The 19,676-nt window shown below is 67.5% G+C and carries 15 protein-coding genes and 8 pseudogenes; 12 read left to right on the forward strand and 11 right to left on the reverse strand.

The window, feature by feature from the left end; all coding sequences use genetic code 11:
• Positions 1–893: 893 nt before the first annotated feature.
• The 4 genes and pseudogenes from ACFYXC_RS37470 to ACFYXC_RS37485 form a co-directional block, all read right to left on the reverse strand.
• Positions 894–1,259 carry an STAS domain-containing protein gene (locus ACFYXC_RS37470; protein WP_389557124.1) on the reverse strand — a complete coding sequence of 122 codons (366 nt, stop codon included), beginning with the start codon at positions 1,257–1,259 and terminating at the stop codon, positions 894–896.
• 170 nt (positions 1,260–1,429) lie between these two features.
• A pseudogene (locus ACFYXC_RS37475) lies at positions 1,430–2,149 on the reverse strand (IS30 family transposase); the annotation flags it as partial.
• A 327-nt stretch (positions 2,150–2,476) separates the two neighbouring features.
• Positions 2,477–2,923, reverse strand: coding sequence for a nitroreductase family deazaflavin-dependent oxidoreductase (locus ACFYXC_RS37480; RefSeq protein ID WP_389557126.1), 447 nt, complete (start codon positions 2,921–2,923; stop codon positions 2,477–2,479).
• Between the two features lie 73 nt (positions 2,924–2,996).
• Positions 2,997–3,842 (reverse strand): SDR family oxidoreductase, encoded by an 846-nt coding sequence (locus tag ACFYXC_RS37485; RefSeq protein WP_389557127.1) that lies wholly within the window; start codon positions 3,840–3,842, stop codon positions 2,997–2,999.
• A gap of 244 nt (positions 3,843–4,086) precedes the next feature.
• On the opposite strand from ACFYXC_RS37485, the gene ACFYXC_RS37490 reads away from it, so the two are divergent.
• On the forward strand, positions 4,087–5,046 hold the full coding sequence (locus ACFYXC_RS37490; RefSeq protein WP_389557129.1) for a helix-turn-helix domain-containing protein: 960 nt from the start codon (positions 4,087–4,089) through the stop codon (positions 5,044–5,046).
• A 324-nt stretch (positions 5,047–5,370) separates the two neighbouring features.
• Here ACFYXC_RS37490 and ACFYXC_RS37495 read toward each other — a convergent pair.
• A pseudogene (locus ACFYXC_RS37495) lies at positions 5,371–5,589 on the reverse strand (hypothetical protein); the annotation flags it as partial.
• 242 nt (positions 5,590–5,831) lie between these two features.
• On the opposite strand from ACFYXC_RS37495, the pseudogene ACFYXC_RS37500 reads away from it, so the two are divergent.
• A pseudogene (locus ACFYXC_RS37500) lies at positions 5,832–6,008 on the forward strand (SDR family NAD(P)-dependent oxidoreductase); the annotation flags it as partial.
• A gap of 35 nt (positions 6,009–6,043) precedes the next feature.
• Here ACFYXC_RS37500 and ACFYXC_RS37505 read toward each other — a convergent pair.
• A pseudogene (locus tag ACFYXC_RS37505) lies at positions 6,044–7,048 on the reverse strand (IS5 family transposase).
• A gap of 81 nt (positions 7,049–7,129) precedes the next feature.
• On the opposite strand from ACFYXC_RS37505, the gene ACFYXC_RS37510 reads away from it, so the two are divergent.
• The 3 genes from ACFYXC_RS37510 (at position 7,130) to ACFYXC_RS37520 (ending at position 8,796) form a co-directional block, all read left to right on the forward strand.
• Positions 7,130–7,531, forward strand: coding sequence for a hypothetical protein (locus tag ACFYXC_RS37510; RefSeq protein ID WP_389557131.1), 402 nt, complete (start codon positions 7,130–7,132; stop codon positions 7,529–7,531).
• Positions 7,528–8,010, forward strand: a complete 483-nt coding sequence (locus ACFYXC_RS37515; protein ID WP_389557132.1) for a hypothetical protein — start codon at positions 7,528–7,530, stop codon at positions 8,008–8,010. Before ACFYXC_RS37510 ends, ACFYXC_RS37515 begins: the two co-directional genes overlap by 4 nt.
• A 306-nt stretch (positions 8,011–8,316) precedes the next feature.
• Entirely contained in the window at positions 8,317–8,796 is a 480-nt protein-coding gene (locus ACFYXC_RS37520; protein ID WP_389557134.1) for a ricin-type beta-trefoil lectin domain protein, read from the forward strand.
• A gap of 425 nt (positions 8,797–9,221) precedes the next feature.
• Here the strand turns inward: ACFYXC_RS37520 and ACFYXC_RS37525 are convergent, their stop codons facing one another.
• Positions 9,222–9,305, reverse strand: coding sequence for a hypothetical protein (locus tag ACFYXC_RS37525; RefSeq protein WP_389557169.1), 84 nt, complete (start codon positions 9,303–9,305; stop codon positions 9,222–9,224).
• A 355-nt stretch (positions 9,306–9,660) separates the two neighbouring features.
• Positions 9,661–9,870, reverse strand: a pseudogene (locus tag ACFYXC_RS37530) (phosphotransferase); the annotation flags it as partial.
• 464 nt (positions 9,871–10,334) lie between these two features.
• On the opposite strand from ACFYXC_RS37530, the pseudogene ACFYXC_RS37535 reads away from it, so the two are divergent.
• A pseudogene (locus ACFYXC_RS37535) lies at positions 10,335–10,535 on the forward strand (VOC family protein); the annotation flags it as partial.
• 68 nt (positions 10,536–10,603) lie between these two features.
• On the opposite strand, the gene ACFYXC_RS37540 reads toward ACFYXC_RS37535, so the two are convergent.
• Positions 10,604–11,842, reverse strand: coding sequence for an FAD-dependent monooxygenase (locus ACFYXC_RS37540; protein ID WP_389557136.1), 1,239 nt, complete (start codon positions 11,840–11,842; stop codon positions 10,604–10,606).
• A gap of 179 nt (positions 11,843–12,021) precedes the next feature.
• Here ACFYXC_RS37540 and ACFYXC_RS37545 point away from each other — a divergent pair, with 179 nt between their 5' ends.
• Positions 12,022–12,975 (forward strand): TetR/AcrR family transcriptional regulator C-terminal domain-containing protein, encoded by a 954-nt coding sequence (locus tag ACFYXC_RS37545; RefSeq protein ID WP_389557138.1) that lies wholly within the window; start codon positions 12,022–12,024, stop codon positions 12,973–12,975.
• Positions 12,976–13,057: 82 nt separating this feature from the next.
• Here the strand turns inward: ACFYXC_RS37545 and ACFYXC_RS37550 are convergent, their stop codons facing one another.
• Complete coding sequence (locus ACFYXC_RS37550; RefSeq protein WP_389557139.1) at positions 13,058–14,467, reverse strand: IS701 family transposase; 1,410 nt, start codon at positions 14,465–14,467, stop codon at positions 13,058–13,060.
• Between the two features lie 89 nt (positions 14,468–14,556).
• Positions 14,557–15,090 (reverse strand): annotated as a pseudogene (locus tag ACFYXC_RS37555) (transposase domain-containing protein); the annotation flags it as partial.
• On the opposite strand from ACFYXC_RS37555, the gene ACFYXC_RS37560 reads away from it, so the two are divergent.
• The 5 genes and pseudogenes from ACFYXC_RS37560 (at position 14,971) to ACFYXC_RS37580 (ending at position 18,952) form a co-directional block, all read left to right on the forward strand.
• Positions 14,971–15,801 (forward strand): transposase family protein, encoded by an 831-nt coding sequence (locus ACFYXC_RS37560; protein WP_389557141.1) that lies wholly within the window; start codon positions 14,971–14,973, stop codon positions 15,799–15,801. The pseudogene ACFYXC_RS37555 and the gene ACFYXC_RS37560 overlap by 120 nt on opposite strands.
• Before the next feature lie 71 nt (positions 15,802–15,872).
• Positions 15,873–17,183, forward strand: coding sequence for a serine hydrolase domain-containing protein (locus ACFYXC_RS37565; RefSeq protein ID WP_389557143.1), 1,311 nt, complete (start codon positions 15,873–15,875; stop codon positions 17,181–17,183).
• Between the two features lie 319 nt (positions 17,184–17,502).
• Positions 17,503–17,559: pseudogene (locus ACFYXC_RS37570) on the forward strand (hypothetical protein); the annotation flags it as partial.
• Positions 17,536–17,709, forward strand: a complete 174-nt coding sequence (locus ACFYXC_RS37575; protein WP_389557171.1) for a pentapeptide repeat-containing protein — start codon at positions 17,536–17,538, stop codon at positions 17,707–17,709. The pseudogene ACFYXC_RS37570 and the gene ACFYXC_RS37575, both read left to right, overlap by 24 nt.
• Positions 17,710–17,920: 211 nt before the next feature.
• Entirely contained in the window at positions 17,921–18,952 is a 1,032-nt protein-coding gene (locus tag ACFYXC_RS37580) for a protein kinase family protein (protein WP_389557144.1), read from the forward strand.
• The last annotated feature ends 724 nt before the right edge of the window (positions 18,953–19,676 follow it).

Here is a 19,676-nt window from a genome sequence, read left to right on the forward strand (position 1 = left end):
TAAATGGAACGGCGAGAAGGACAACACTGCCGCTTCCCGCCGGGTATACAACGCCCTCGCTCCCGAGGTCGACAAGATCAAATCCGCCAGAAGCCCGGACGACCCGCAACCGCAGATCATCATCGACGACACCATCCCGGACAAGACCTAAACGCACGGCTCCCCGGCCAGCGATCCCCATCGGGCCGGGGAAGCAGCGCGAGTGCGAGGCATGCAGACACCTGCATTACTTCACCCGCAGCACTGACGGCCAGGGAACGCGGGGTCAAATGGCAGCGAGCCTCCGGCGCCCAACAGACCGGAGGCTCGCTCGCGCATTCCACGGGGATACGGGAAATACGGTGCGCCATACCCAACGACGGTTGTGCGGTCCGGTTACGTGCTTGCTTGCTGCCGAGGGGGTCAGTTGTGGCCGAGGGGGGTTCATGCCAGTACCAGCCGTAGGCGGGCATGCCTTCGCGGGTCCACTCGATCATCAGCCGTGAGCCTTCTTCGGCCCGGCTCCCGCGCTCCCTTCCCACGCCGCCCACTCCAGCCCGAGACCGGCTAACTGCGCACGCCGCTCCACACAGCCAGCCCTCCCGCGAGCGCGGCCGCCAGGCCGTGGATGGCCACCGGCGTACGGGAGGGAGGACGTAAGGTAGCCCAACGGGTAGGCCATGGGGGAGGACATCAGGTAGGGCAGTGGGGAGGGCATGGGGTACCCCGTCCTCGCTGGGGCTCAGACGTCTTCCCAGACCAGAAAGCAGCCGCCGGCAGCCCGGGATACTGACATCCCTCTCAGCACGCCCCCACCCCACCAGGCCGGAAGGAAGAAGGAGCAGGGCGGTCGGGGTGTGCGGGCGCGCCTCGGGTGATCGGGGCCCGCGCTTTACCAGGCGCGGCGGGGCGGGTCAGGGGTGGAGGGCCTGGCGCAGGGTGGGGTAGGAGGGGATGAGGTGGTCCAGGCGGACGATCTGGATGACCCGCAGTACCGCTTCGGTGGGGGCGGCCAGGCGCAGCCAGCCATGGGTGCGCTGGGCTGTCTGGTGAGCGGTGAGGAGGGTGTTGATGCCGGTGGAGTCCATGAAGGTGACGTCCTTCAAGTCCAGGATAATGCGCATGGCTGTGGTGTCGTCGTCCGGTGTGAGGGCCTTGAGGAGGTCGGGGGCGGTGGCCCGGTCGATCTCGCCGCGGACGGTCAGGACGCGGATGCCGTCGGTGGCAGCGCTAACGATCGAAAACTGGCTGTCCCGGGCCGGACCGTTGTTCTTCGCCACTTCTTCCCTCAACAACACTCGGTGGTGCTCCGACCTGCGCTTCCGCCGCAAAGGCTACTGCGGCGGGCTGTGGTCACATCATCTGGCGGCCGGCCGCGTCTCCGCCGGGGTCGTCGGCCAGCACGAGCGTTGCTTTGACGCGTTTGCCGACGGGCTCGCGGTGGATTTCGAAGCGCGAACTGGGCATGGGCGGAGAGTTCCTTCCCGCGGTCCCAGGTGAGGCTCTTGCGCAGATGCTCGGGCAGCCGGGTCATCGATGTCGTGAGCGCCGCGTTCATCGCGATCGCGCCATAGCCCCCGAGCGAGGCGCCGTTTTTCACCGGCGGAATCACGCCCCAGCCCTCGAGCCGGGGCAGGTGCACCAGGAGCGTGGAGCGGCTGCTGCGCTCGACCAGCGTGCCGATCGCGGATCGGCCCGTTCCGATGATCAAATCTCCTTCCCAGTGTCCGGGGACCGCGCGGTCTGCGGCCTCGGCGGGGCGTTTACTGAGGATGACGTCCGCGGTGACATGCCCCTGCGGTTTGTTCTGCGACCGTGCACGGGGAGTCCGCAGCGCCCGGCCGGTACGCAGACACATGACCAGTTCCCGCTTGAGCGCGCCACGGCCCTCGATGAACAGCGCCTGGTAGATCGCTTCGTGGCTGATGCGCATGGACTCATCATCGGGGAAGTCGACAGGGAGACGGTGCGAGATCTGCTCCGGGCTCCATGCCGTCGCCCATCGTCTGTCCTGCCGATGCGGCTTGTTCAGCCCTTTCCACGCGGGCGTCCTGGGCCCGGCGACGATCGTGTTGTCGGGGCGGCGGACGCTGCCGGCGAGCCGTTCCTGCACGTATTCACGCAACTCGTCGTTGCCTGCGAGTTTTGCAGTCTTCGGGCGCTTCGCGGCTTACATCAAGCCCACCCAGTGCTACGTGCTTCATCAGGTACCCCTTGTTGTGACGTTCTTCAGGCGCGGTCGGTGGTCGTTGTCAGTGCGGTGTGCCATCAGCCGGCGGGCAGTGCTTCAGAAGGTCCGCGCGCTGCCGGCGCAGGCGCCGCTCCCCAGGTAGCGGGTCAGCTGCCGCGGGTGCGCGCCGGAGCCTCGGCCGGGGGCGTGTTGCTCAGGCGTGGGCGTCGTCGGTCGGCGCCGACGGCATCGACGTAGAGGGCGCTGGACATGCATGGCTTCGTTCAGCAGGCGGCAGGGACCCCCAGGCTGAGCGGTTGTGCCGCGTCAGTGCTTCTGGGCAGCGGGCTCCAGAACGAGGACCGGGATCTCACGGTCCGTCTTCTTCTGGTACTCGGCGTAGTCCGGGAAAGCCTCGACGGCTCGGGCCCACCACACGGCCTTCTCGTCCCCGGTCACCTCGCGTGCCAGCATGTCCTGGCGTAGCGGGCTGTCCCGAAGCTCGACTCGGGGATCTGCCACCGCGTTGTGGTACCAGATGGGGTGGCTGGGGGCTCCTGCCATGGAGGCGATGACGGCGTAGGAACCGTCGTGCTCCACCCGCATGACCGGGACCTTGCGGATCTTGCCGCTCTTCGCGCCCAGGGTCGTCAGGATGACGACGGGCAGGTCCTGCAGCGTCGTTCCTTCCGTGCCGCCGGAACTTTCGTACAGCTCCACCAGGTCACGTACGAACTGTGCCCTGCTCGGCTCGTACTCGCCTTTGAGTGGCATGCTGCCTCTCCATGCTGTCGAAGACTGCACCCGGTAGCGGTCCCCCGCCTCGGCCGGGTGCGGGGCGTGGTGTTCAGACGTGGGTGTCGTCGTAGGAGAGGTTGCCGCCCAGTTCGCGGGATGCCTGAGCCTGGGCGAGGAGTTCCTTCGCTTTGGCCTCGGCGGCCTCGATGGCGTCGGCACCGGCGACGAAGCGCGGCAGCGGCTTCTCCTGCCGGGCGATGGTGAGCAGGGCGCGGGCGAGCTTGGCGGGGTCGCCGGGCTGCTTGCCGTTCAGGCTCTTCATGCCCTCGATCGTCGGGCCGGTGCGCGGGGCGTAGTCGTCGATGGACAGCTCGGGCCAGGTGGTGGAGCCGTCCACGAGGAGTTCGGTGCGGAAGTAGCCGGGCTCCACGAGCGTGGTGTGGATGTCGTACGGCTCGACATCGTGGCGCAGGGACTCCATCCAGCCCTCTTCCGCGAACTTGGAGGCGGCGTAGGCGGAGGTGAACTCCATGCCGACCAGGCCGGCGGTCGAGGTGATGGTGATGACGTGGCCAGAGCGCTGTGCGCGCATGATCGGCAGGACGGCGCGGGTGACGTTCATCGGGCCGAAGAGGTTGGTCTCGAACTGCTTGCGCATCTGCGCGGGCGAGATCTCCTCGAAGTAGCCGGCGAAGAAATTACCGGCGTTGTTGATCAGGACGTCGATGCGGCCGAAGCGCTCCACAGCGGCCTGCGCGGCGGTCCCGGCGTCCTCCAGGCTGGTGACGTCGAGCCTGGTGACCAGCAGGTTGTCCCGCGGTCCGCCCAGGGTCTTCTCGACCTCTTCGGCACGGCGGCCGGTGGCGACGACCTGGTGGCCGGCGGCGAGGGCCTGGCGGGCGATGTCCGTGCCCAGACCGCGTCCGGCACCGGTGACGAGAATGACCTTGCTCATGGGGGTCCTTTCAGGCGCCGTGATCCGGCACCCGGTGTGTGCGGTGGTGATGCGTGCGGCGCCGACAGCGCCGCCGAGGGGCCTGGAGGCCGGCGGCCCAAGCGCCGCCCTGTCCGAGCCGTTCGCACTGCCGTGGGCGGTGCACCACCAACAGAACCCGTTGGCGCGGCAGTGTGGGAGTCCCTGATGAGGGGGTCACTGACAGGGACCCCTAGTCGGCGGGAAGCGCTCGTAGAGTGGAGCCATGGCAGGTAGAAACGACCCTTACGGCACCAACCATGACATCCGCGATGATTTCCGTGCAGAGATCCGGGAATTCCTGGGCACGCGACGGGCCAAGGTCACCCCCGAGCAGGCCGGACTGCCTACGTACGGCGGAGAGCGCCGACGGGTCACCGGGCTGCGCCGCGAGGAGGTGGCCCTCCTCGCGGGCATCTCCAGCGAGTACTACATCCGGCTGGAGCGTGGCAACGCCACCGGCGTCTCGGAGAGCGTCATCGACGGCATCGCGCAAGCGCTGCAGCTCGACGAGGCCGAACGAATTCACCTGCTCCACCTCCTGCGCGGCGCCGGCACCACTCGTCCGCCGCGCCGCCGGCCCGCCCAGCAGCGCGTGCGGCCCGCCGTGCAGCGCGTACTGGACTCGATGGCCGGCACACCGGCGTTCGTCCTCAGCGGACGCGGGGACATTCTGGCCGCCAACCACCTCGGGCGCGCCTTGTTCTCCCCGGTCTACGCCGACCCCGCCAGGCCGCCCAACAACGCCCGGTTCGTCTTTCTCGACCCGCACGCGACCGAGTTCTTCCGCGACTGGGACCAGGTCGCGGGCGACACGGTCGCTATGCTGCGCGCCGAGGCCGGCCGCGATCTCTACGACCGGCGGCTGACGGACCTGATCGGGGAGCTGTCCACCCGCAGCGAGGACTTCCGCCGTCGCTGGGCCGCCCACAACGTCCGGATGCACACCACCGGCGTGAAGCTCCTGCACCACCCGGTCGTCGGCGACCTCGACCTGCCCTTCGAGACCTTCCCACTCGGCGACGGCCCCAGCCAGGTACTCCTCACCTACACCGCCGAGCCCGCCTCCCCCTCCCAGGACGCCCTGAACCTGCTGGCCAGCTGGGCCGCGATCAATAACGACATCGGGCGGTCCGCACCGGCCGACGAATCCGCGCCGGCCGACTCGATCGAGACACCCGACTGACCGACGAGCCTCGCGCGCCGATCCGCAGGAGTCGTCAACGTTTCCGGCGCAGCGGCACGATCCGCCACCGACTCGTCGAGGTCAAGGACGGCACAACCGTCCACACGAGACCCATGGGTTGACGTTGCCACTCCCGCTCGCGGCACCGCTGGCCGAAATCATCGATTCCAGGCTTCGTGAAACTGCTGAGGGCGCAGGAGCTCATCCCAGGTCAGCGGGCACCTCTTCTATTTCATTGTCCACAGCCTGCCGATCCGCGCGGCGGATCCAGGCTCAAGCAACCTTCGTCAGTGCCGAGCGGGCGACGAGTGATAGCCGCTCTGGTCAGCTGCCCGGAGGGAACTCGCGGGCGTTGAGGTCGGCAGCGGGCAGAGGCCGGTCGGGGGTGGCGGCCCAGCTGGCGAGGAGTTGGAGAGAGTCGCGCTCCGGGGTGTCGGGTGCGGCGCTGTATGCGGTGAGGGTGAGGCCGGGCTGGGCGGGGAGTTCCATGGCGTCGAAGTCGAGGGTGACGAACGGCGGAAGGCCAGGAACTCGCGGATGTCGCTCTCAGTACTCACAGATTACAGGTTAGGTCGGGACGGCGCATGTGTGGGGGCCCTGTCAGTACCTGTAATTGCAGACCCTTCTTCCGCTCGTGGGCCTGCGGTTTCCTGGATCTCGAAGCGGTCGGCCGCGCCCGGCATCCACCGGAGCCCTGGCGGTAGCGGCTGCCGGAAATCCCAGTGGGTCACAGAATGTCACTAACTGGTCTTCCTTCCCGTCTCGGTTTGGAGTGCACCCTGATCATGAGCAAGGTCTTCTTCATCACCGGCGCTGGACGCGGTCTGGGCATGGACGTCGCCCGCCAGGCCCTCGCCGCCGGCCATCAGGTCGTGGCCACCGGCCGCAGCCCCGAGCGTGTTCTTGAAGCGCTTGGGGGCGCGCGGGACAACCTGCTGGCGACCGCCTTGGACATCACCAACCCGGCTGCCGGGCTAGGGCCTGTGTGACGTTGTGATCAGCCGGTTGCCTTCAGAAGGTCGTTGATCCAGATCATTAAGGCGCGGAGGTGGAGGCCGGCGAGGTAGCTCTCGGGTGTCTTGTCGTATCGAGTTGCGATGCCCCGCCAGGCCTTCAGCTTGTTGATCAGGCGCTCGACGGTGTTCCGTTCCTTGTAGAGATCGGCGTCGTGACCTGTGGGCCGGCTGCCCCGGCTGCCTTTCCTCTTCCGGTTGGCTGCCTGGTCCTTCTTCTCCGGGATGACTACCTTGATGTTGCGTTTACGCAGGTAGGAGCGGTTGGCGTGGGATGAGTAGGCCCTTGTCCGCGGCGACAGCGTCGGGCCGGGTCCGGGGACGGCCGACAGGCAGACGGACCCGCACTTTCTGCAGCACGGGGACGAACTGCGGGCTGTCGGCGGCCTGTCCTGCGGTCAGAACGAACGACAACGGATGGCACTTGCGGTCCGCTGCGAGATGGACCTTGCTCGTCAGCCCGCCACGGGACCTGCCGAGCAGGGCTTCCTTCGGACGGAGCTTGCGCCGTCGCCTGATGTGCCGCCGCTCTTCCCGGCCGGCGGCGTCGCTTCCGCCCTGTCCGTTCTGTTCCGGCGGACTGCCCCCTTTTGCCGGGCCCGTTCCTGGTCGGCGGCGGCTTCCTCAAGGGCGTCCATGACCTCCTTGCCGATGCGCATCCCGGCGGCGTCGTGGTGGGCGCGGGCGGTGGTGGAGTCCACGCTGGCCAGGGACAAGTCCATCTTCCCCTGGCGGGCGGCCTCAGCGATCACACCTTCCAGCAGTGCGGTGAAGACGCCGGCGTCCCGCCAGACCCGGAAGCGGCCGTAGACCGTCGGCCACGGCCCGAACTCGCCCGGCATGTCCCGCCACTGGCTGCTGGTGCGGAACCGCCAGATCACTCCCTCGAACTGCTCACGCAGCCGTTCAGGGTACGGACCGTACTCGCCTATCGGCAGGAACGGCTCGATCAACTGCCACTGCTCGTCGGTGAGTTGCCTGCGCGTCACGATTGTCTTCCTACCGGATCCGCACTCCAGACGGATCCGGATCGGCAAGATTGATCACGACGTCACACAGGCCCTAGCCGCGTGGCAGTTGACTTCGACCGGATCCGGGCAGAGCTGGGTGATCTGCCCGGCACGGTCGCCAGTCCCGAACGGCTGCGAGCCGCGCTTCGACACCTCACTCGCACCCTGCATCCAGGCATCCTCAACGACTGCTTCCACCACGCCGCATCCGCCGTCTGCGGCAAACGCGCGAAGTCCCTCGGCCGACCGCTTCCCATGCTCAACGCGTGCTTGGCCTGCCCGAACGCGCGCCGCTCGTCTGTTCATCTGCCCGGGATGGCCCGGGCCCGTGATCTGGCTGCCGAGGAGTTCGCCCGCACGGACGACGTTCCCACCTTCCAGCGGATCGCCATCGAGGAACACCTGTCGACGCTCACCCAGCTGATCGTCGAGCTTCGTGACGAGGAAGGAACGCCCGCATGACCACCAGCAGCATCACCCATAGCGTCTTCGCCCGTCTGGTTCGTGAGCACGGAGGGCTCACCGACATCGACCGGCAGATCATGCGGGCCTTCGAACGACTCATGGACGGCCGCCCGGCGGTCACCGACGGCTCCGTTACAGCTGTGAACATCGCCGCCGAGGGCGGGGTGTCACGAGCTTCCTACTACCGCTCGCCGGTCGCCCCCGCGATCAAAGAGATCCTCTCTGCCCCTGAGGTCAAGCGTCCCGAAGTCGACGAGCTCAAGGCCGAGGTCGCCCGCCTGCGCAAGCAGGGACGCGCACTTCGCAAGGAGCACGCCGCCGAGGCCAGGGAGTTGAAGGACACCACAGCGACCTACGCCAACCAGATCCAGATCCTGGCCTTGCGCAATGCCGAACTAGAAAAAGACGCCGGAAAGCTCAGGTCACAGCTCTCCGACTCCAGCTACGGAGTAGTCCGCGCACTGCGCCCAACCTGACAACCCGCCCCGCCCCCGGACCACCCTGGGCCACCGACGAAATGGGCTGCGGCGGGTTCTGCGAAGGCCAGAGACAGGTCGGGGGTGACCGACGGCCGATCACGCCTCGGCCACCGTCGAACTCCGGGACGCCGGCTGCGAGCCGATGGAGCCCTACCCGGGACGTACTGGCAACCGTCCGATGAGCGTGGTCACTTCGAACACGGACAGGCGGCGGATCGAGCTCGTTGAGCGGTTGCCACGCCTGCTGGTAGCCCTCTTTAATCTCCCTTGGTAGACGTCGTGCCACAAAAACGTGGAGGACACGTGCTGAAGAAGATTACCGCCATAGGTGCGGCGGCCGCTGCGCTGTGCTGGGGCCTCGGTACCGCACCCGCACAGGCGGCGGGGATGGCGTACATGCATGTGAACAGCGCGGCCTATAATTTGAAGGAGTGCCTCGACTACAGGGCCGACTACGGGCCCTACACGACAACCTGCAACGGTGGCGCCTATCAGACCTGGCTGATGGTCGATACCTATGAAACGTTGACCGAAATTCGGCAAAACGTTGGTGACAGGCTTTGTTTGGTCGCCCGCAACGGTCAGCCGACGATGAGGCCGTGCTTGGCCAACGATCCGGCAGCCTTGTGGACAGTGCACAGCATCAATTCCCCGGAGGGGGAGCAGCTGATCAACTATGCAACCAAAACCTGTCTTGTCGCGGGATCAGGGGCGATCCATCGCGTAAGCCTGAACACGTGCGGCAGCGGTCTCTCCCGGCTGTGGTCCGTCTACTATGCCTGACCAATGCCAGGGGCCCCGTCCGTCTGCAATGGCCGGGGCCCCCGGCATTCATGGATGGGTCAGAAGAGATCGGTTAGGCTTGCGTCACCGATATCCGGCCATGCCGCGGCCGCCTTTTCCTGCGCGTGCTGGGGGCCGACCACCCCCACACCCTCACTGCCCGCGACAACCTCGCATCCCGGCAGGAACGGGGCGGCAAGGACCCGGATACACCGGGCTAGCAGGGCCGCCCGCACCGCGTGGGAAGGCGCACCACTCTTTGCCGGGAAACAGCCACCCCACGCCCGGCAACACCGCAGGTCGGAGAATTCCGTCGGTGGCCCACTCTCCGGGCCGGGGCGGCCTCCTGTAGTCAGCGCCTGGCCAAGACGTTGCCGACTCCCACACCACAGATGAGACACTTTCCAGTGGGACACAGACGTTGCTCACATAACCTCGGCGAGCTCGCGCGCCGCTCCCTCGTCGAGGAACTCGCCGTCCTCGAGGCGCCCTCCGACGACCGTGAGCATCCCCGGGGGAGTGCCACGACGACGCCTGGTGCCGGACGGTCAGGATCCGACCGTCGCCGGGACGCTGGAGCAGGACCATGACGTTCCCGATGCTCCGGTGTACGGCGCTCACAGCCGGTCCTCCTTCACGAGCCGGTCCAGGGTCCGCCGGCCCCGGGCGGTGACCTCGGCGTCGCCGTTGTCCGGGCCCCAGGCCAGGCAGTTGACCGCGTCCAGCGCGGTCAGGCAGCGCAGCGCGTGCCGCTCGGCGTCGGACAGTTCCCGCCCGTAGGACCGGAGGAACGCCTTCTCGCGGTCCGGATGGTCGGCCCACTGGGTGGTCGAGGATGACGAAGTCCTGGACGCGGGCGGCGGGCCGGGACCGTTCGAAGTCGACGAGGGCGAGCCCGCTCGTGGACCACAGCCAGTTCCTCGGCTGGTTGTCGCCGTGGATGTAGCCGACGGGTACCGGGCCGACGCGGCGAAGGCGGGCGGCGTGGTCCCGGATCAGGTCGACCCCGCGTCTGCGGGGATGCTCCGATGACGTGGCCGTCGTCCTCGTCGGGAGTCGGCCCCTCGCCCGCAGGGATGCTCAGACGAAGGTCGAGTCGAGGGGCGGTGACGGCGTGTCGGCCTCGCGCCCGCAGGGATCCTCCGCTAGAGGCTGTCTCCTTGAAGTGGCGGTGAGCTGGTGTCACCGGCACGGGGGTGAAGCACCTCGTGGGTGCACCACGAGAACGACCAGCACGCGGAAGCGCGACTCTGCGGCAGCGCCGAGTCTCGTCCGGCCAGTTACTGTCGATCAGCCGTGTGTCGACCCATCGAAGTTTCGGTTGAGGCCGTGGCATCCCGCGAGGCACTTATCGCAGCTGAGCCTCACTCCCGGCCGAAAATTCGGCCCAAGAGCAGCACGCAGCTCGGTAGATGTGCCGAGCGACAGGCTGCCGAAGCGCGCATCCCGGAACCTCGGGTTAGCTACGAGGGCCACTGCCAGGATCTGGGCCTTCGTGATGATGACGAGGCACTCACGGCCTTCGTACGACTCACCGGGGATGTGATCTCGCATCCGTTGCTCAGCCCGGCATCGGTGCCGCGATCTGGCTCCACGCCACAGACGTCCAGGCCATTCACGATGCTCTTGTCGCAGACGGTCACACCATCGTCTCCGCACCGATCGGCGGCCCCTTCGGCCGGACATTCACCTTCGCCGACCCCGACGGCTACCAGGTCACTCTCCACGACCGCGCCTGATCGGCCAGATACCCCCGGACGAGCACCGATCCCCGTTTGTGATCTTCGGGTCAGGCCGGGCCGCTCGATCAGTCCTCTGTCCTGGTGCTCATCTGGTGGGGGATGTCCGCGGCGAGACGGTATTCCGGCAGCGCGATGTCCCCGGCCTTGGTGAACTGTGCGGCAAGCAGGTTCCGCATCGGCCAGCGGGACATCGACCGCATCGAAAGGTCGCGCAGCCGGATGCCGAGCCGGCCCGACGGTGCGTACCCGGCGGCTCCGCCGGGCGGCAGCTGCTGCGCCTGGCTCACGTACGGGCGCATCACCGTGTCGTAGCGGCGGAAGGCGACATCGTGGTCGCCCTCGGCGGCGGCGAGTTCACCGGCCAGGACGTAGGCGCCGACCAGGGCAAGGCTGGTTCCGAGGCCGGTCAGCGGGGTCGCGCAGTATCCGGCGTCGCCGAGCAGCGCTACCCGGCCGCGCGACCAGCTGTCGAGGCGGACCTGCCCCATGGAGTCGAAGAAGAAGTCCGGGGCGGTGCGCATCGCCCGCAGCAGGCGTGGGGTCTCCCAGCCGACGTGGGTGAAGCGCCGGGCTATGAACTCCTGTTGGGCTGCGACGTCGCGGCGGTCGTAGGCGAGCGGTGGCGAGCGGAAGCTGAAGCCGGCTTTGATCTCGCCGGGGAGGCGGCCGGGCCGGGCGGAGACGACCAGGCCGCCGGGCGCGTTGTGCATCAGGAACCAGCCGTCGAGGTTCAGGTCGTCAAGGGCGGTGAACCAGGCCGTGTAGAGGTCGATCGGGTGGACGAATTCCTGCTCCGGGCCGAAAGCCAGCGCGCGCACCACGGAGTGCGGACCGTCCGCGCCGACGACGAGGGCGAACCGGCGCGGCGTGGCTTTCTCGAAGGTGACGGTGACCGCGTCCGCGTCCTGATCGATCTCGGTGATGGTGTCGTCGAAGAGGTACTCCGTGTCCGGCAGGGTGGCCTCGTACAGCAGACGGGCGAGGTCGCCGCGGAGGATCTCGATCTCGGAGACGATCCCCTCACCGCCGAAGCTGTCGGCGGGCAGTCGGGCGGTGGTCCGGCCGGCGGTGTCGACGAGGGCGAGGCCGCGCTGGTCCACGCTCTCCGCCCTGGCCCGGTCGATCAGGCCCATCCGTTCGATCACGGTGCGGCCGGCGCCGCGCAGATCCACGGTCTGCCCGCCCGGCCGGGGTGCCGGCGTGCGCTCCACGATCGTGACCGTGAAGCCTCCCTTTCGTAGCCAGTACGCCAGCGCGGGCCCTGCGATGCCAGCACCACAGATGAGTATCTCGTCATTCGACATAATGCGAGCGTACGCCGTACGCACAGTAGTTTGCAAGCATGACATCACCTCGGCTCATGCGGTATTGGGCAACACTGCACTAGTGCGGAGAGGCGGGGTGGTGCTCGCACGCGGGGATTCGCACGGTGTCGGAGGCTAGGATGGCACCTATCCAGGTGCACTAGTGCGGAGGGGTGTCGGTGGGCGGACAGGCAGTACCGCGCTATAGCCAGATCGTCGCCGAACTGCGGCAGCGGATCAATACGGGCGAACTGGCGTCGGGCGATCGCGTGCCCTCGACCCGCGAGATCACCCGGCAGTGGGGCGTCGCCATGGCGACCGCGACCAAGGTGCTCTCCGAACTGCGCCGCGAGGGCATGGTCCGCGTCGTCCCGGGCATCGGGACGGTCGTGACAGCCCCGAGCCGCCCGGTGCGGGCCGCCCGACCCGCTGCCGCCGCCCGCCCGGGCGGGCCGTCCTCGGTCCAAGGAGCGCTCACGCTCGCACGGATCGTCGGTGCCGCCGTCACGGTCGCCGACACGGAGGGGCTGACCGCGGTCTCGATGCGCCGGGTGGCCGCCGAGCTCGGGGTGGCGACCATGTCGCTGTACCGGCACGTGGCCGACAAGGACGACCTGCTGATGCGGATGATGGACAGCGTCATGGCGGAGCACCCGCTGCCCACCGACCCTCCGGAGGGCTGGCGGGAGGCCATCGAACTGGCGGCCCGGCAGCTCTGGGACCTGTTCCGCCGCCACCCGTGGCTCGCACCGGCCCTGTCGGTGACCCGCCCTCAGATGATCACCTCGGCACTGCCGTACAGCGAATGGATGCTTGCCACCCTGCACGCGCACGGACTCGACCTGCAGTCCGCCTTCACCGCGCACCTCATGCTGCTCAACTACGCCCGCGGTATCGCCGTCAACCTGGAGACGGAGCGGGAGGCCGAGGCGCACAGCGGCCTCGACAGCGAGGAGTGGATGGACACCCAGGAGCCCGCACTCCTGGCCATTCTGGGCACCGGCCGGTTCCCCACACTCTCCCACCTCGCCACAGCTGGTTACGACTTCGATCTCGACGCCCTCTTCGAGTTCGGCCTCCAGCGCCTCCTCGACGGCCTCGCCACACTCTTCAACGAGAGCTCCGCCAGCTGAATGGAGAACTCGAGAGGCCCCCGACCACCGACACCAAAAGAAGCGGCTTCTACCGGTAGTTCGTTAAATCCGGCGGTAGAGGTCAATGCCGTGTCCGGTGGTGACTGCGTCGATCAGGGCCTGGAGTTCGGAGGGTGGGTCCTTGTCCGTCCAGGCTCGCCACCATCGGTTGGGAGTGACGGCGGGGGCGAGCCAGGAACGGATCGCCCGTAAGGCCCTGGGCCAGCAGGGCTGTTGGTGCTGGTGGGACGTGGCTGAGCCCCCTCTCTGGCCCCTCGTTGGGGCACGGGTCCGGCGCGGCGGCATCCACGGTGCCGGATGGGACGAACCATTGGTCCCAGCAGAAGGAGAAGGCGCAGTTCACCAGTGTCTGATGTCGGCGGATGGCGCGGTCGGAACGGACCTGGAAGTCGGCCCAGCCGAGTTCGTCCTCGACCTGCTTGTAGCTCTGCTCGATCCACGGCCGCAGGCCGTAAAGGCGGACGATCTCGGCGAGGTCGGCCGGCGGATGCGGGCTGGTGGCGGCGTGGGGCGCATCGGGGTGGGACAGGTTGGTGGCCAGGTGCCAGGTGGTCTTTTCCGGCAGGGTGGCTGGGTCGGTGGTGGCCACGACCAGCCGGCAGGGTGAGTCGGGGCCGTAACCACCCAGTCGGGCGTCAGCGGCCCACCAAGTCTCGGTGTGCCCGTCGCGGAAATGACGCTCCACCGGTGTCCAGTCACCGGGGTGGTCGGCGTTCTTCCAGGTCAGAGCGTGTGCGGCGTCGATGGGGGTATGCGGCTGGCCGGCCGGGGCCCAGGTGCCGCGATGCGGTTTGAGCGCGACCGCGTAGGCCAGGCCGGCCGCCCGCAGCGTTAGGTACCAGTCATCACTCACGGAGTAGGCGCAGTCGGCGATCACCGCCCGGCAGCCGAAGCCCGCCTCCTTCCCGCGGACCGCCAGAGCGGCGGCCAGCTGCGGTTTCGTGCGGAAGGCCGGGTCGGACCGGGCGCGGGCGAAGTGGTGGGCGGGGGTGTAAGGAGTCGCGTGGAGCGGGTAGTACACGCGGCCGTCCGTCCACACTGTGGTCACCGTGACGATGCCGTTGTCCGTCTTGCCCAGCCGGCCCAGCCACTGCCGGCCCACGTTGGCGGTGGCCGTGCCGGCCTTGCGGTCCCCCGAGTCGTCGATCACGATGACCCCGCCGTCATGTGGAGCCGTCACCGACTGCCCGGGCAGCAGTTCAAGCCGCCGGTCGTTGATCTGCTCGGCTTCCCATGGGGACTCGGACAGGAAGAATTGCAGCCGCTGCACTCCCGGCATCCCCGCGCCGGCCACCGGCTCAGCTCCTGCCAGACAGGTGATCGTCTTGTTCCGATCCCGCGGCGCCAGCAGTCCCGTCAGGTACTCACGAAAACCCCGCCGCTGAGCCAGGCTGAAGAAGAGATCGTCGAACCGGGCCGCGTACTCCTCCAACGGCCCCGGCGCAGGCGGACACGGACGGCGAGCAGTCATCTTCAGCCCCCAGCCGAGCAGTTGACTCCTACGACCGGCCTACGACCAACCCACCTCACCGTCAACCCACACCACCGCCGGATTTAACGAACTACCGGTAGTCTCAAAGCGGGGTAGCCCGACATGCCCCAGTGGTGCCGGACCTTGCCCAGCAGAGCTCGGATGCGTGGCAGGTCAGGGGCTTTGAGGGAACTGCAGCCGTCGAACGCTACGGTCCGCCATCGCCGGTAGCGAACTCCGGGCGTCGTCGGCCGTGCCAAAGGCACCGCGAGAGTGTCGAACAACGCCTCTATGGGCTCCGGACCAATACGCCGGCGCAGCTGCCGCAGTGCAGCTTCCGAGGGAAGACCGTGGTCGATGCCCGACAGGCCCGCCACGAGCTTGTCCCACACGCGGCGGTATCCGAGAGACGGAAAGAGTCCCAGGGCCAGGACGAAGTAGACCCCGACCCGGGACGGGAGCGTACGCACCCGGACCTGAACGGTCTTGGTCTCTTCGAGGACGTGATCGACGAGCTCGAAGGGTATGTGCTGAGTCAGCCCGCCCAGATGGCCCGGCGCGAAGGCGCCCGCTGCGACGGTGGTAGTACGGGTCAAGGTGCAGGTGGAGAGCTGACTCGACAACGGATCCCCTGGTCAAGAAGGTGCTGGTCGACCTTCTCCTATCAGGGAACCGCAGCCTGGAACGCCGGAACCATCCATCTCCGCACCGGGCTTGACTTGGTGGCCGCGGCGTTAACTTCGTGGCATTGGACCATGCGGCAGCTGGGACCGCTGTTCGGAGTGTCCTCGTCCACCGTGTGCCGGGTGATCCAGCGGATCGGGCCGCTGCTGGCGCTTGAGCCCCTCTCGCGTCCGGCCGACGCCGCGGACCGGTTGTGGATTGTGGACGGCACTCTGGTCCCGGTGCGTGACCGTAAGGTCGGCGCGTCCAGCCGCAACTACCGCTTCTCCGCGAACGTGCAGGTCATTGTCGATGCCGACACCCGCCTGGTGATCGCAGCGGCCCGACCGGCACCGGGCACCACCGCCGACGCCCAAGCCTGGCGTGCCTCCGGCGTGGCCGAGCACTGCCATGGCGTGACCGTCCTGGGCGACGGCGCCTACCTCAACTGCCAGATGGTCGTGCCACACCGCAAACGCCCTCGCCGGCCCCTGCTGGCGGGCGAGGAAGCGGACAGTGCCGCCCACCGCAAGGTGCGTGCCCGGGTGGAGCATGTGATCGGCCGGATGAAGAACTACAAGATCCTTCGTGACTGCCAGCAGCACGGCGACGGCCTCCACCACGCCGTCCAGGCCGTCGCCCACATGCACAACCTCGCCCGCACATCATGACCAGAAGACTGCGATCACAGGCCCTGACGTGCCAAAACGCAGCCTTGTGCAACACCCTTTAGGCTGATGGGATGGGATGGCATCTGAGCGAGCTCATCGCGAAGTACGGGGTACCGGGCGCACAGATCGCCGTACTGGCTGACAGGGAAATCCACGACGAGGCCGCAGGCGTGCTGAGCCTGCACACCCAGGTCGAGACCACAACCGACTCGGTGTTCAAGATCGGCTCGATCACCAAAATCTGGACAGCCACGCTGGCCCAGCAACTGGTGAACGAGGGGGTCCTGGACCTCGACCGTCCCGTTCGCGACTACATGCCCGGCTTCCGGCTGAGTGACCCGGCGGCCACCGAGGTTCTGACTGCTCGCCACCTGCTCACCCACACCGGCGGCATCGACGGCAACCACTTCACCGACACCGGTCGCAACGACGACGCGATCGAGAAGTTCGTCGCCACGCTCGCCGACGCGGACCACCTACTCCCGCCGGGCACCCTCTTCTCCTACTCCAACAGCGGGTACGTGGTGCTCGGCAGGCTCGTGGAGGTGCTACGGAACAAGCTCTTCCACGACGTGCTCCGCGAACGCCTCGCGACCCCACTGGGCTTGACGACCGTCGCCACCACCACGTACGAGGCGATCCTGCATCGCGCCGCCATCGGGCACGTCGAGACCGACGGAGAGCTCGCGCCCACGAAAAGCTGGGCGGTCCGATATTTCTCCACGCCCAGTGGCTCTCATCTGGCGATGAGCGCACGCGATCTGCTGAAGTTCGTCCACCTGCAGCTCACCGACCCTGCGCTCGCGGCACTGCGCACCCCCCAGCTCGAATCCGTCCCGGACTTCGGAGGCGGCGTCCTAGGCTGGGGGCTCGGCTGGATGCTGTACCGGGACGGCGTCGTCGGTCACACCGGCGTCTCCAAGGGACAGAAGGCATTCTTGCGGGTCGTCCCCTCGGCCGGCGTGGCGGTGGCCGTGCTGACCAACAGTTCCGGTGCAGAGCCGCTGGCCTACGAGATACTCAGCACCGTCCTCGGAGATCTCACTGACGCCGAGACGGTGCCACTGCCAGTGCCGCCTGCGAATCCGCTCCTCGTCGACGTGGACCGCATGTGCGGCACCTACCGCAGCACCCTGTACGACCTCACTCTCACCGTCGAGGACGACCGCGCGTTCCTCATTCGCCACCCCCGCAACGAACTCGCGAAGTCCTTCCTCGGCAAGCCCGAGGACCGCGTCGAGGTAGTCCGCCTCAACGAGAGCGCAATCATCACCGCCAAACCAACGTTCGACGGCCATCAGGTCCTGTCCCTGATCAGCCCCGACATGTACGGTCGCGCTCGCTTCCTTCACAACGGAGCCGCCGCCTACAGGGTCTCCTGATTGCCGTCGTTGACTGCACGCGCACCCCGCGATAGAGAAACCCGTTCGACCGAACTCCTCAAGATCTGGAACGACAACAGCCTCTTTAGTGCCGACGGCTGCACCGCTGGCCCCAAGGCCGGACCTGCGGCAGCACCATGCGCGGCACCTCCCGCTGATCGAGTGGAGCCCGCTCGCGAGTACGTGTACGAGTACGAGTACCGCAACAGTGCCCTCGGCGAGTGATCGCGCGCCGGTTACCGCTGAAGATTCGACGCCATGAAGCCCTGAAGGTCACACAGGTGACGAATCAAGCTACTGCAGATGTCTCACGGAAGCTTTCCTCTGCCAGGCGACGCTCGCGGACGCTGACCTGTCCAGGACGGATCTCACCAAGGTCGTTCTGACCGAAACGACACTCACGGAGGCTGACCTGTCTGGGGCGAATCTCACGGAGGCTGACCTGTCCGAGGCAGATCTCGTTTCGGTTGTCTGGTCAGAGCGGACCCGGTGGCCTTCCGGGTACGGGGCCGGAATGCGGGAGTGATCGGTACTTCTGGACGATGGGATATGGCGTATCGAGGAAGCCGGGAACACCGGTGCAGATCTGCCAGAGCCGCCGCTCGCACCCGTCGGGTGACCGCGGAGCAGTCAGAGTCGTTTTACTGGTGAAGAGGCAGTGTTCTTGCGCTGCACTATTGGTGCGGGTGCAGAGTCGAGGTCGCTACCCAGGGGAGGCGGCAGTGGAGTGTCGAGACATGTCGCACGGTGCGCGCCTGGCCGCCCATGGGGCGGTGTCCGCGTCTTTGGCCGCGTACAGCGACCCCGCCTTGCACGAGTTTCTGAACACGGCGCTGCCGGTCGGCTCTGGCATCGGCGGGAAGTCGGCCCTGGTGAAAGTCGCCGGCACGCCGGTCTTCGTGAAGCGGGTGCCCCTCACCGACGTGGAGCGGCAACCTGAGCACGTCCGGTCCACAGCGAACCTGTTCGATCTGCCGGTCTTCTGTCACTACGGCATCGGCGCCATCGGAGGTCCGGGCTTCGGAGTCTGGCGCGAGCTCGCGGTGCACACCATGACGACGAGCTGGGTGCTCGCGGCAGAACACGAGGGCTTTCCCCTGATGTACCACTGGCGGGTACTGCCGGACTCAACGCCGCTGCCGGAAGAACTGGCTGACGTCGAACGAGCCGTCGCCTACTGGGGCGACGCGCCGCAGGTACGCAAACGGATCCACGCCCTCCAGAACTCCTCAGCGAGCGTCGCACTCTTCCTGGAGTACATTCCGCAGAACCTGCACCAATGGCTCGATGCCCAGGTCGAAGCAAGAGACGAGAGCACCGACCGGGCATCCACCATGGTGGAGAGCGCGCTGGAGGCCGGCACCCAGTTCATGAACAGTCGCGGTCTCCTGCACTTCGACGCCCACTTCGAGAACATCCTCACCGACGGCCAGCGTCTCTACTTCGCGGACTACGGCCTCGCCATGTCATCCGGCTTCGACCTGTCGCCGGAAGAGATCGAATTCTTCGACCAGCATCACACCTACGACCGCTCCTACACCGCCACATACCTGGTCAACTGGCTCGTCACCGCTCTACACAGAATCTCCAGACAGGACCAGGATGGCCGCTACGCCCTGGTACGGGCCTACGCCGACGGCCAGCGCCCCGCAGGGGTCCCAGAGGCGACCGCGGACATCCTCGCCCGCAACGCGCCCATCGCCGCTGTCATGTCCGACTTCAACCGCCGGTTCCAGCGTCAGAGCAGGCACACGCCATACCCGAATTAAGCACGTTTCAGGCAACTCTGTGGGACCTGGCCGCCCCGCACGACGCGCCACAGATGCCCCTCGCGACCGCAGGCACGATGTGCCGGCCCGCTCTGTGTCCGGCCGACCGCGACGACGCAGGACCGCACGATCTCGCCGCGCTTGAGGTAGTGGTGGATGGGCGAGTTCATCGTCGCCACCGGCCCGTCGTAGGCCCGGGCGCCGGACCGCGACCCGCTGCACCGCACGCCACTTGCTCGCGCACGGCGCAGCGGCCGGCGCGTGCACGGAAGCCACGCTCGGGGTGCCGGCCTCGGCCACGCAGCGACGGGCAGCTGCTGCACACTGCTCGGACCGTACTACCTCCCCGACACCTGCTGCTCGCGGCCAGCAGTACGTCCGTGGGACCGTCCCAGCGGCTGCATAACATCGCGCGCTCTGCGGTGACCTGTGAGTTCGCTGCGAGCCACGGATCTGACGGACTCGTAGGACGGCTTCTCGTGGTCCCCGCGGTAGCGGCAGTCGAGCTCAACAAGGTCGCGGCAGTAAACCAGAGGCGATCTCGACCGCCGCCTTGCCCGTATTCCGGCGGCTGTTTTTTGTGGGTCAAACGACCGGCACACTCAGCGACCGGGCCGGGCTCTGTGCCCGTCGTGCAGGGCTGACACCAGCCGTGACGGTGACCTCACCCGCAGGGTGATGCACGACTGACCAAGTTCCCTGCACGGACGACAAAGTTAGCCCC

This window comes from Streptomyces sp. NPDC002701 (assembly GCF_042889045.1).
Taxonomy (GTDB): Bacteria; Actinomycetota; Actinomycetes; order Streptomycetales; family Streptomycetaceae; genus Streptomyces.